At 63.1% G+C, this 11,842-nt stretch carries 10 protein-coding genes and 1 riboswitch; of the genes, 5 read left to right on the top strand and 5 right to left on the bottom strand.

Annotated elements, in window-relative coordinates:
• Positions 1-13: 13 nt before the first annotated feature.
• Entirely contained in the window at positions 14-1,378 is a 1,365-nt protein-coding gene (gene gabT, locus V3587_RS12195) for a 4-aminobutyrate--2-oxoglutarate transaminase (protein ID WP_007727077.1), read from the top strand.
• Between the two features lies 1 nt (position 1,379).
• A complete protein-coding gene (locus V3587_RS12190) occupies positions 1,380-2,825 on the top strand; it encodes an NAD-dependent succinate-semialdehyde dehydrogenase (RefSeq protein WP_283376458.1) in 1,446 nt (481 codons plus the stop codon).
• Positions 2,826-2,877: 52 nt separating this feature from the next.
• Here V3587_RS12190 and dszD read toward each other — a convergent pair whose 3' ends face one another.
• From dszD to V3587_RS12175, 3 genes are all read right to left on the bottom strand, one after another.
• The gene (gene dszD / locus V3587_RS12185; RefSeq protein WP_283376459.1) at positions 2,878-3,456 is read right to left on the bottom strand and encodes an NADH:FMN oxidoreductase DszD; all 579 of its coding nucleotides are present in this window, start codon (positions 3,454-3,456) and stop codon (positions 2,878-2,880) included.
• Positions 3,457-3,664: 208 nt separating this feature from the next.
• On the bottom strand, positions 3,665-4,138 hold the full coding sequence (locus V3587_RS12180) for a YbaK/EbsC family protein (RefSeq protein WP_019746727.1): 474 nt from the start codon (positions 4,136-4,138) through the stop codon (positions 3,665-3,667).
• Between the two features lie 15 nt (positions 4,139-4,153).
• A complete protein-coding gene (locus V3587_RS12175; RefSeq protein ID WP_095970787.1) occupies positions 4,154-5,257 on the bottom strand; it encodes a hypothetical protein in 1,104 nt (367 codons plus the stop codon).
• 126 nt (positions 5,258-5,383) lie between these two features.
• Between V3587_RS12175 and V3587_RS12170 the strand changes: the two genes are divergently transcribed.
• The 3 genes from V3587_RS12170 to V3587_RS12160 all read left to right on the top strand — a co-directional run bounded on the left by V3587_RS12170 (position 5,384) and on the right by V3587_RS12160 (position 9,937).
• Positions 5,384-5,968: a TetR/AcrR family transcriptional regulator gene (locus V3587_RS12170; RefSeq protein WP_029254386.1), complete on the top strand. Its 585-nt coding sequence runs from the start codon at positions 5,384-5,386 to the stop codon at positions 5,966-5,968.
• 45 nt (positions 5,969-6,013) lie between these two features.
• A riboswitch (M-box (ykoK) riboswitch) is annotated at positions 6,014-6,187 on the top strand.
• Positions 6,188-6,529: 342 nt separating this feature from the next.
• The gene (mgtA, locus tag V3587_RS12165; RefSeq protein ID WP_283376460.1) at positions 6,530-9,223 is read left to right on the top strand and encodes a magnesium-translocating P-type ATPase; all 2,694 of its coding nucleotides are present in this window, start codon (positions 6,530-6,532) and stop codon (positions 9,221-9,223) included.
• Between the two features lie 9 nt (positions 9,224-9,232).
• Positions 9,233-9,937: an MgtC/SapB family protein gene (locus V3587_RS12160; RefSeq protein WP_095970789.1), complete on the top strand. Its 705-nt coding sequence runs from the start codon at positions 9,233-9,235 to the stop codon at positions 9,935-9,937.
• 18 nt (positions 9,938-9,955) lie between these two features.
• On the opposite strand, the gene V3587_RS12155 is transcribed toward V3587_RS12160, so the two are convergent.
• Together V3587_RS12155 and V3587_RS12150 are read right to left on the bottom strand one after the other, a co-directional pair.
• Entirely contained in the window at positions 9,956-11,317 is a 1,362-nt protein-coding gene (locus tag V3587_RS12155; RefSeq protein WP_283376461.1) for a lipase family protein, read from the bottom strand.
• Positions 11,318-11,381: 64 nt separating this feature from the next.
• Complete coding sequence (locus V3587_RS12150; RefSeq protein WP_283383807.1) at positions 11,382-11,837, bottom strand: GNAT family N-acetyltransferase; 456 nt, start codon at positions 11,835-11,837, stop codon at positions 11,382-11,384.
• Between the last annotated feature and the right edge of the window lie 5 nt (positions 11,838-11,842).

The following is an 11,842-nucleotide window of genomic DNA, read 5'->3' as shown; positions in this document are numbered from 1 at the left end:
AGAGGGTGGTCACATGAGTGCAATCGAATACCGGCTTCCGCAGGAGCGTCGCATCGTCACGGAGTTCCCGGGCCCGCGCTCGGCTGCGCTCGCCGAACGCCGTAAGAAGGTCGTCGGCGCCGGCGTCGCATCCACCCTTCCGGTCTACGTCGCCGACGCAGACGGTGGAGTCATCGTCGACGTCGACGGCAATTCGCTGATCGACCTCGGTGCCGGTATCGCGGTGACCAGCGTCGGTGCTTCCAACCCTGCCGTCGTGTCCGCAGTTCAGGATCAGGTCGCACACTTCACCCACACCTGTTTCATGGTTGCTCCGTACGAGGGCTACGTCGAGGTCGCCGAGCGTCTCGCCGAACTCACCCCCGGTGACCACGAGAAGCGTTCCGTGCTGTTCAACTCCGGCGCAGAAGCTGTCGAGAACGCAGTCAAGATCGCCCGTCACGCAACCGGTCGCGACGCAGTCGTCGTCTTCGACCACGCGTACCACGGCCGCACCAACCTCACGATGGCACTGACCTCGAAGTCCATGCCGTACAAGAGCGGCTTCGGTCCGTTCGCCCCCGAGGTCTACCGCGTCCCGATGTCCTACCCGTACCGCGAGGGCCTCAATGTCGACGGCTCCAAGATCACCGGTGAGCAGGCCGCACAGCGCGCCATCACGATGATCGAGAAGCAGGTCGGCGCTGCCAACACGGCCGCCATCCTCATCGAGCCCATTCAGGGCGAGGGCGGATTCATCGTTCCCGCAGAAGGATTCCTCCCGACGCTCGTCGCGTGGGCCAAGGAGAACGGCGTCGTCTTCATCGCCGACGAGGTTCAGGCAGGCTTCGCTCGTACCGGCGCCTGGTTCGCCAGCGATCACGAGGGCATCGTGCCCGACCTGGTCACGCTCGCCAAGGGCATCGCAGGCGGCATGCCGCTCGCCGCTGTCACGGGCCGCGCCGAGCTCATCGACGCCGTCCACCCCGGCGGCCTCGGTGGCACCTACGGCGGTAACCCCGTCGCCTGCGCCGCTGCATTGGCGTCCATCGACCAGATGCGTGAGCTCGACCTCTGTGGCCGCGCACGCACCATCGAGTCGACCGTCGTCGGCCGAATGAACGCACTGGCAAAGGAACTCGACGTCATCGGTGACGTTCGCGGCCGCGGCGCCATGCTCGCCATCGAGCTGGTCAAGCCCGGTGGGCAGGAGCCGGACGCAGACATCACCAAGAAGATCGCCGCCGAATGCCTCGCTGCCGGCGTCGTGATCCTCACCTGCGGTACCTACGGCAACGTCATCCGTCTGCTCCCGCCGCTGGTCATCTCCGAAGAGCTGCTCGACGACGCGTTGACCGTCCTCGAGACCGCCATCCGCACTGCAGCACAGGGGAACTGACATGTCCAACGTCTCGGATCTTCTCGACTCGGTCCCCAAGGGTCTCTGGCTCGGCGGAAAGCTCGTCCCGGCCGAGAAGACCTTTGCGGTCTACAACCCGGCAACGGGTGAGGAGCTCGCCCAGGTAGCCGACGCCACCGCTGCCGACGGTATCCGCGCGCTCGACCTCGCCGCTGCGGCGCAGGAAGACTGGGCGGCCACTCCGGCACGTGTACGCGGCGAGATCCTGCGCACCGCCTTCGAATTGCTGCATGCCCGCGCCGAGGACTTCGCGCTGATGATGACCCTGGAAATGGGTAAGTCGTTGGCAGAGAGCCGTGGTGAGGTCAACTACGGTGGCGAATTCCTGCGCTGGTTCAGCGAGGAAGCAGTTCGCATCGGGGGACGTTTCACGCAGGCTCCTGCCGGTAACGGTCGCATCCTGGTCACCAAGGAAGCCGTCGGACCGGTTCTCGCGATCACGCCGTGGAACTTCCCGCTCGCGATGGGCACGCGCAAGATCGGGCCGGCGCTGGCTGCCGGTTGCACCATCATCGTCAAGCCCGCCGAGGACACGCCGCTGACCATGCAGCTCCTCGGTCAGGTGTTCGCCGACGCCGGTCTGCCCGACGGTGTGCTCTCGATCCTCCCGACGTCCGATGCGGCCTCCATCAGCGGACCGCTCATGGAGGATTCGCGTCTGCGCAAGGTCACCTTCACCGGCTCCACCGGCGTCGGAAAGCTGTTGGTGCGCAACGCCGCTGACAAGCTGCTCCGCACGTCGATGGAACTCGGTGGCAATGCGCCGTTCATCGTCTTCGACGACGCCGACATCGACGCAGCTGTCGACGGCGCCATGCTGGCGAAGATGCGCAACGGCGGCGAGGCCTGCACCGCGGCCAACCGCATCTACGTCGCCAACTCCGTCCGCGAGGAGTTCACCGACAAGTTCACCGCCAAGGTTGCGGCCTTGAAGGTGGGCGCCGGTGACGCCGAGGGCACCAACATCGGCCCGCTGATCAACATCAAGCAGCTCGCAACCGTCACCGGACTCGTCGACGACGCCGTGTCCAAGGGTGCTCGCGTTCGCACCGGTGGATCGGCACCCGAAGGCCCCGGCTTCTTCTTCACCCCGACCGTTCTGGACCAGGTGCCCGCCGATGCGCGCCTGCTGAAGGAAGAGATCTTCGGACCCGTTGCGGCAGTAGTCGGTTTCGACACCGAAGACGAAGCGATCGCGGCGGCGAACAACACCGAGTACGGCCTCGTGGCGTACTTCTACACCCGCGACATCGACCGTGCGATGCGCGTTTCGGCCAAGCTGGACACCGGCATGGTCGGCGTCAACCGCGGCGCGATCTCCGATGCTGCGGCGCCGTTCGGTGGCGTCAAGGAATCGGGCTTCGGTCGTGAAGGCGGAACCGAGGGTATCGACGAGTATCTCGATACCAAGTACGTAGCGCTTTAACTTGCTGTGCGCCTTTATTAACCGCGGGCGGTTAATAAAGGCGCACAGTTGTCTACTGACCTAACGGAGTGGGGCGGTAGTACTTGCCCTCGTGGTAGAGCAGGGGCGCGGCAGCGGATTCGTCGTCCTCTTCGGCGTGAACCCGCGTGACGAGTCCGATGACCAGAGTGTGATCTCCGACGGGGATCAGCTGGTCGACCTTGACGCGCATCCAACTGGGGGTGCCGTGCAGAACCGGCTCCCCGGTGTCCAGTACCGCCCACAGTGACTCGTCTGCAAAACGTTGATCGGCACTCCGCGCAAAGCGCTGGGCCAGATGTTGCTGATGCTCGCCGAGAAGATGGATCACCAAGGACTCGGCGGCCTTGAGTGCATTGATGCTCGACGACGTCTCCGCGATGTTGAACGAAACGAGCGGCGGCTCGAGGGAGACGGACGAGAACGAGGTGGCGGTGAAACCCACCGGGCCGGTACCCGAATCGAGGGTCACGACGGTGACACCTGCGGGGTGGCGGCGAAGCGCTGCGCGGTAGTCGCCGGCGCAGATGCCGGTGGACAACTCGGGCGTCGCCGTTACTTCGGGGACGTCGGGGGTGGTGTGGCTGGAAACGGCATTCGGCTTGTCAGACAACGGGAACTCTCCGGCTGGAACTCGAGGTGTGCGGTGTGGTCGAGGTGACTGCGCTCGGCATACACAGACATGCGTCGGTGCGGCACAGATCTACGTGTCGTCGACGCCAGTGGTTACCGGCCGGGGTCCTGGTTGCAGTGCACATGGTGCGTCCAACTATAGGTGGACGCACGTCTGAGTGGGTTCGGACCGGGTTGGCTGAAGCGCGTCAGTCCATGTCGACGGCGAGGCCGGCGGTGATTCGGAGGAGCTCGGAGTACGTCGTGCGAAAGACCGTGTTCGGGTGCCCGGCGGCCGCCCACAACTCGGGGTACTGCTCGAGGGCGGTATCGATGTAGGTGGGCAGGTTGGTGGGATGCCCGAGTGGCGCGACCCCACCGATCGGCTGACCTGTCGCCGACTTCGCCATTTCCAGCGGCGCCCGCGTGAGCTTGCCTTCGAGGCGTTCTCCGGTTGCTTTCAGGTTGACCTGATGTGCGCCCGACACCAGCAGCAGGACCGGGTCGTCGTCGAGAAGGAATACGAGCGACTTGGTGATCGCGCCTACCTCCACCCCGACGGCCGCCGCTGCCTCGGCCGCGGTGTGCGTGGCTTCGGGCTGCGTGACGATGACGCCGTGGTGACCCCGCGAGATCAGTGTTTCGGCGACGTGCGAGGCGTTGGGGTGGAGGAGGCTCGTCATGAGTTCAGACTAGGACTAGTCGGCGTTCGCCACAGCTGGAGTCGGCGTCGTGTCGGTGGACTTTCGGTTACGACGGATCGTGAAGCCGAACAGCATGACCGCACCGATCAGCGCGTACAGGAAGAGCGTCAGAGCAGGCTGGCCGACGCCGACGTTGTTGAAGTAGACGATGCTTCGCACGCCTTCGGTACCGGCGCCGGGTGTGATCCATCGGCCGATGGCGGCATAGAACGACGGAATCACGTTGGAGCCGAATGCGCCTCCCGCACTGGGATTGCCGAGGATCACGAAGACGGCGATGGCCAGCGGGACTGCCAGAACGCCGATGGCGGCGCGCAATCCGAGCGTGAACATGGCGGTGCCGAACACCACGGCTGTTCCCAGGATCCAGAGCGGGAACCAGTGGCCGGCGAAAGTTCCGAGCACGTGCGAGGTGATGAGGGCGCCGAGGGCTCCCGAGATGATCGAGTAGATCGCGATCACGCCCGTGTGTGCACTGGCCTGGCGGAGGGTCTTCGGCGCACCGATGAACAGTCCGATGGCTGCCGCGAGGAGATAGCCGCCGACGACCCAGCCGACCGAGAGATAGAAGCCGGAGAGGCCGCGGTTGTCGTGCGCTCCGACGGGGATCTCGTCGCGGACGACGAACTGTCGGTCCTGCGTCGCCTCGACCTTCGTGAACACCGCTTCGAGTGACGACGCGATGGAGCTGCCGCCCGCGCTCGCGGTGATCAGGGTGTCCGGTCCGGCCGGATTGATGACAAACGCGCCCTGGATCTCGCGGTCGTTGATCATGCGTCGAGCGGTCGCCGTGCTGTCGACCACCTGAGCGTCGAGCGGGCTGCCGTCGATGGCGTTGAGTTTGTCGGCGATCTGCTGGTCCATACCGTCGGGTGTGCCCTGATCGGCGATGACCGCGATTTCGATGTCTCGCGGAGTGGGCTGATGGAAGGCGGCGACGTAGCTGAGGATGAAGCCCATCTGCAGCAGGAGCACGCCGACGAACAGCGCGGCCATCACCTTGGGTGCGCCGTACTTCACGAGCAGATTGTCGTGGTGGTGTTCGTCGTGGGTGGAGCTGTTGTCTGGTGCGGCGTGTGCCGGATGCGTAGTGGTCACGAAAGAGTCCTGATCTTGTCGAAAGTAAAGAGCTTGTCAATACCCGAGGTATTGAATACTCTAGGTATCGTGACTGAATCTCGTCAACCGGACTGGACGCCGGTAACCCGCCCCGGACGCGACGTGGTGCGGCAAAGACTGCTCGACGCTGCGGCGGAAGAGTTTGCGGAGCGCGGATTCAGTGCTGCACGTCTCACTGAAGTTGCTCGCCGAGCGGGCTTCACCAAGGGGGCTGTCTACTCCAACTTCGAGTCGAAACAGGATCTGTTCGCAGAACTGTTCGCGCAACGGTCCCTGGAACTGGCCGGCCGTGTGCTCGCCGAGATCGCCGGGATGAACCCGGCCGATGCGGCGGGCAAAGGTGGCGAGGCCATTGCGACGTGGATGGTCGACGACCCGGGGTGGTCACTGCTCGTCCTCGAATTCGGAGTGCTCGCCGGGCGTGATCCGCAGATCGCTCAGGCGTACTTACGTGAGCGTCGCCACTTGCGCAGTCAACTCGTGGAGTTGATCGGCGAACGTGCCCGTGAATGGGGAGTGGACGATTCCTTCGATGTGCGGACCACCGCAATCTCGTTGATGGCCTTGATATCCGGGCTCGTTCTCGAACACTCGGTGGATCCGGAAGAAGTTGATCAGAGCGTCATGGGTGCCGCCGTGACGGCACTCTTCGCCGGTGCCGTCGCACGGGCAGGATTGCCCGCCGTCTGAGTTGCTCGGTTGACAGGCAACAGATTTGAGAACTACCCTCTGGGTGCAGTACCTCGTTAGGTGAGGCTTCTGCACGAACACAGGCCACTGATCTCACGACGTCGAGAGACGCCCAAGGTTAGGACAGATCTCCCCGGCTTAAGGGGTGATCCAAAGTGGCTTCCCGGTTTCGATCGGGACACGTCGTGCAGTGCCAAAACTCGGACGTGGAGGTGTTTTCGCAGCTTGATGCCGGTTTCTTCCGGCGAAGGCGAGAGTACGTCGATATTCGGTTCTCCTGACGTGTGTTGTGCGCACGCATTGTGGCGTCATCGGACGCCCTAACTTTCAGGAGGTGACCATCGTGGACGACCCGCCGAGTCGATATTCGACCCATCCTTCTGTTCTTGCCGGCGATGCTCACCCCGGTCTTTTGCTCTTCATTCACTGACTCTGTGCATCCTCGGTTTCATCTGCGCGGCTCGCCGCGTCCGCTGACGACTTACATTGTCGCTCAGCGCATTCTGCTGCCCTCATGTACTGGCATGGTCAGGCGTGTTCGGGCAGCCGAGGAGATTCGTCATGTCATTTTCCGTTCTCGCATTACGGCCACGGCCCACGAGAAACAGCGCACAACAAGCACATTCAACGGTCCTGGCCAAGGAAAGCGCACAGGAATTGGTCGACTACTCGGCCTCGGACACGCGCACCGTTCTCGCAGATCTGACCACGACGGCCAACGGCCTTCGCGACGATCAGATCGACGATCTTAGTCGGCAACACGGGCGCAACGATGTCCGCCACGACCGCCCGGCACCGGCGATCGTGCAGTTCGCGCAAGCCTTCAAGAATCCGTTCATCCTGATCCTGGTGTTCCTCGCCCTGATCATGGTGGGGACCGACGTGGTCTGGGCGGACCCCGAGGACGGTCCCTCCTACGAGGGCATCATCACCCTCGGGTTGATGATCTTTGTCAGTGTCTCACTGAGGTTCTGGCAGGAATACCGTTCGAGTCGCGCCGCCGAGGCGCTCAAGGCGATGGTCACGACGACCGTCGCGGCCACCCGCAAGATCAACAACACCGTGGTCACGGCGGAGATTCCGATCGAGCAACTACTGCCAGGTGACGTGGTCCAGCTTGCCGCCGGGGACATGATCCCGGCCGATGTCCGCATCATTCGGGCCAAGGATCTACAGGTCAATCAGTCCATGCTCAGCGGTGAATCGATGCCGGCCGAGAAGTCGGCGGAACCGTCGTCGGGAATCGACGTCGATCGGCTGCTCGAAGCCGAGAACATCGGGTTCATGGGTACTTCCGTCGTGTCGGGCAGCGGCACCGCCGTCGCGGTGCACACGGGCAAGCGCACCTACTTCGGTGCCATGACAGCACAATTGGCCTCCAAGCGACCCGAAACCAGCTTCGACGTCGGGGTGCGCAGCGTCAGCTACCTGCTGATCAAGTTCATGCTGATCATGGTTCCCGCGGTGTTCGTCATCAACGGACTGACCAAGGACTGGAGCCAAGCACTACTCTTCGGCGTCGCAACCGCAGTGGGGTTGACTCCGGAAATGTTGCCGCTCATCGTGACTGCGAACCTGGCCAAGGGTGCGCTTCACATGTCGCGCAAGAAGGTGATCGTCAAGCAGATCAACGCGATTCAGAACTTCGGCGCCATGGACGTTCTGTGCACGGACAAGACCGGAACTCTCACCGAGGACCGCATCGTTCTCGGTGAACATCTCGATACTGCCGGACGCAAGTCCGAGGACGTGTTGCGGCTCGCGGCAGTCAATTCCGTGAATCAGACCGGATTGCGCAGTCTTCTCGACGACGCGGTGATCGAGGCCGCCGGTCCCGAAGTGATCGAGGAGATCTCGCGTCTGCACGGGTTGGTGGACGAGATTCCCTTCGACTTCAAGCGTCGTCGGCTCTCGGTGGTGGTCGATCACGGTGACGCCGATCTGATCGTCACCAAAGGTGCAGTGGAAGAGCTTCTTTCGGTCTGTGAATCGGTTGAACTGGACGGGGTGACCCACCAGCTGACGCCGGGATGGCTGGCCCGAGTCGACCGACTGGTCGCCGAACTGAACGGTCAGGGTAAGCGAGTGCTTGCGGTGGCGACCAAGGTCGTCGTCGACGAACAGCGACGCGAGTACTCAACTGCCGATGAAGAGGGCATGACCCTGGTCGGGTTGCTGGCCTTCCTCGACCCGCCGAAGGAATCTGCGGCCGGGGCGATCGAAGCTCTCGCGAGTCATGGCGTCGCCGTGAAGGTGGTGACGGGTGACAACGAACTGGTCGCCGAAACCGTTTGCGGCAAAGTCGGTATCGATGTGGGAACTGTCGTGTCCGGAGCCGAGATCGAAGCGTTGAGCGACGACGCCCTCGACGAGTTGGTGCAACGGACAACCGTCTTCGCGAAGACGGATCCGATGCAGAAGGCACGCATTGTCGAATCGCTGCGCCGGGTCGGCCACACGGTTGGTTTCCTCGGTGACGGTGTCAACGACGCACCCGCACTTCGGGCCGCGGACGTCGGGATCTCCGTCGACACAGCGGCGGACATCGCCCGCGAATCCGCGGACATCATCTTGCTGGAGAAGGACCTCGGCGTACTCGAACAAGGAGTCATCGAAGGGCGTCGCACCTTCGGAAACATCCAGAAGTACATCAAGATGACTGCTTCGTCGAACTTCGGGAACGTCTTCTCGGTGCTCGTCGCCAGTGCGTTGCTGCCGTTCATCCCCATGATTCCCGTAGTTCTGTTGTTGCAGAACCTGATCTACGATCTCTCGATGCTCACGATCCCGTGGGACCGTGTCGACGACGACTTCCTCGCGAAGCCACGCAAGTGGGAGACCAAGAGCCTTCGTCGGTTCATGGTGTTCATCGGCCCGATCAGTTCGATCTTCGACATCTCGACCTTCGCGCTGATGTGGTTCGTGTTCGCCGCCAACTCTCCCGAGCATGCGGCGTTGTTCCAATCGGGTTGGTTCATCGAGTCGTTGATCTCGCAGACGCTGATCGTTCACATGATCCGCACCCGCAAGATCCCGTTCATCCAGTCGCGTGCTTCGCTGCCGGTACTGCTCGGCACGGGCGCCGCCTGCGTCTTCGCGCTGGTGTTCCCGTTCACGTCCTGGGGCCATTCCCTCGGGTTGGTTTCACTGCCGTGGAACTACTTCCCGTGGCTGGTCCTCACTCTCGCGGCATACTGCGTCGTCACGCAGGTGGCCAAGGGAATGTTCATCCGTCGATTCGCGACCTGGCTCTAGGAGTTCACCGTGGAAATCCACGTCATCCTTGTGCGGATAGCGCTCGGGCTCGTCCTCGGCGCTGCCGTCGGGATCGAAAGGCAATGGCGCGCAAGGATGGCGGGTCTGCGAACCAACGCGTTGGTGAGCTTGGGTGCGACGCTCTTCGTGATCATGGGCGCGTACGGGTTCGAGGGGCCGGACGCTGATCCGACGCGCGTCGCAGCGCAGATCGTCTCGGGGATCGGCTTCCTCGGTGCCGGGGTGATCATGAAGCAGGGAGCCTCGGTCACGGGCCTGAACACCGCCGCAACCTTGTGGGCCACGGCCGCCGTCGGCGCGCTGGCAGGCGGCGGAATGTACTGGGTGGCGGTGTTCGGAGCCGGTGCGATCATGTTGGCGAACACGCTGTTGAGGCCGTTGGGCAGGATGATGGATCACCAGCCTGCCCGCACCGGGCGCGAGGAACCGCCGGCTGATTACACCTTCGAGGTGACCTGCCACGGTGACGCCGAAGCCCACATCAGAGGGCTTACCGTGCAGTCCATTTCGAGGCCGGAGTTCCAACTGCGGTCAGTGCAGTCCTTCGACATCCCGGACAGCGACCGCGTGCGGGTGGTGGCCGAACTGGCTGCGGCGGAGCGTGACGACGGACTTCTGGAATCCGCCGTCAGCCGGCTTAGCCTGGAACCGTTGGTAACTCACGTTCGGTGGGAGGTGGAGCCGTCGAAGTAGATTCGAGGTCTCGGTCAGCTAGCGTGCATGTTCCTGCGGCGCAAGAGAGTTCCCCGGTGCGGTGTCCGCGCAGTTCGACGGCGCAGGCTTGCCGTTCAATCGGTCGTCGACCCAAGCGAGCGCACCGGGGAGCCAGAGCATGGCGCCGAGGAAGTGGCTGATGGTGTCGTACTGGTCGTACTGAATCGCCAGGCCGGCGTCGCAGTACTTGCGTGCGAGGCTGCGGACGTCGCCCGTGATCATCACGCCGTCACCTGCTCCGACACCGGGGCCGCCGGGTTGGGTGCCCTCGATGGTTCCGTTCGCTGCCTGCGCGATGAACATCGGAATCGTCGGTGTCGCGGCAGTGCTCATGTTGATCTTGTTCACGACATCGACGTACTCGGGAACCGTATTGGGATCTGCGTACTCGGGTTTGACCAAGTCCTGCCAGGTCAAACCAGGATATTGCGCCAGCACATTGCCGATGGACGCGTCTTCGAGTCGAGCCATGACGTCGCGTCCACGGTCGCTGAGATACTTCCCGAAATCGATGTCGTACGAACGCGCAACGCCGACGACTGCCATGCCGACCACGCCGCCCCACCCGATGCTTCCGCTCGCGTAGCGAAGGTTGTTGGCCGGATTGACCAGCACGCCTCCCTGCGCGGCACCGATCAAGTTGTCGTTGATCTCCGGTGCATATGCGGGAGCGAGTATCGAAGCCCAGTTGGTAGCGATCGCTCCGCCGGAGTAACCCATCAGCGCGATCTCTGCGTCGTCGGTGATTCCGGTTTCCGGGACATCGCGGGCGGCACGCAGAGCGTCGAGCGTCATCATCCCGTATTCGGGTCCGGCAGCGAAGTTTGCATCCGGGCCCTCGGTGTCCGGGACGACGATCGTGTAGCCCAATGCGAAGAGCGGCCCGAACAAGGCTGCCTCGATGGACGTGAAGGTACCGCCGATGTTGAAGTTGCGTCCGCTGGGCGTCCAGTCACCGATCGGGGTGTTGCCCGCGATTGCGCGAGACGGACTGTCGTCGGGGTTCAGGGAATCGTAAAAGGACTGGTACGAAACAACTTTGTTCGGTTGAGCGTTGGCGGGGCGCAGGATCGAGGTGACGTTGGCGGACGGTTGTCCCAGGGCGTCGGTTGATCGATAGAGAACCTGCACTGCCTGTATCGGGGTCGGGACGTTGAGCACCGTGTACGGCACGGTGCGAGTCTCGAGGACTGCGCCGGGAGCGTACGACGAGAGGGGCGTCGCGCCGTCGTAGCTGTAGAAACCGTCATCAGGGGACTGGGCAAGAGCCGGCTGTACGAGCGCTACCGGTGCGCCGACGCCTGTCAGTGCGACAGCGAGTACTCCGACAACTGTGCGAGATAAGACCCTTGACGACATACTCGTCCTCCACATTGGTGTGCCACGCCCCACCCTGAGATCGCGGTGTGACGACCACCATATATTACTCGCGGGTAATGTGGGGATCGGTCATCTCGGGCGCCGTGTCGAGTTCTCGGCGTAGAAAGATCTCGGAGGACTCGCCGGGGAGTAGCAATACTCCTGCGTCGACGTATCCCATTGCGCGATAGAAGTTCTGGGCTGATTCGTCGGCGAGTGTGGAGGTGAGGACCGTCGAATATCCCGCACGGCGCATCTGTGTTTCCCGATATCTGACCAACGCGCTCCCGATGCCTTGGCCGCGGTTTAGAGACTGGACGGTCAGCATGTTCATGAACGGAATCTCGTCCCAGAACAGGCCCCAACGGAGCCATCCGATTGGATTATCGCTGTCCTCGGCGACGAGTATCCGGCCGCGTTGGACCACCGACACGAGTTCCTCGTCTGCGATGTGCGAGTCGTTCTCACGTAAGAACGGCAAGTCTGTCTGCGCTGCGACGCGAATGTTCACCACACACATCAGTA

Origin of the sequence: Rhodococcus sp. IEGM 1306, assembly GCF_036541985.1 — a bacterium.
GTDB lineage: Bacteria > Actinomycetota > Actinomycetes > Mycobacteriales > Mycobacteriaceae > Rhodococcus_F > Rhodococcus_F qingshengii.
This window is presented reverse-complemented; position numbering and strand designations above follow the sequence as displayed.

Coding starts and splice junctions, on each gene's coding strand:
- gabT (WP_007727077.1), top strand. CDS start 14: ATGAGTGCAATCGAATACCGGCTTCCGCAGGAGCGTCGCATCGTCACG.
- V3587_RS12190 (WP_283376458.1), top strand. CDS start 1,380: ATGTCCAACGTCTCGGATCTTCTCGACTCGGTCCCCAAGGGTCTCTGG.
- V3587_RS12180 (WP_019746727.1), bottom strand. CDS start 4,138: ATGACGAGCCTCCTCCACCCCAACGCCTCGCACGTCGCCGAAACACTG.
- mgtA (WP_283376460.1), top strand. CDS start 6,530: ATGTCATTTTCCGTTCTCGCATTACGGCCACGGCCCACGAGAAACAGC.
- V3587_RS12155 (WP_283376461.1), bottom strand. CDS start 11,317: ATGTCGTCAAGGGTCTTATCTCGCACAGTTGTCGGAGTACTCGCTGTC.
- V3587_RS12150 (WP_283383807.1), bottom strand. CDS start 11,837: ATGTGTGTGGTGAACATTCGCGTCGCAGCGCAGACAGACTTGCCGTTC.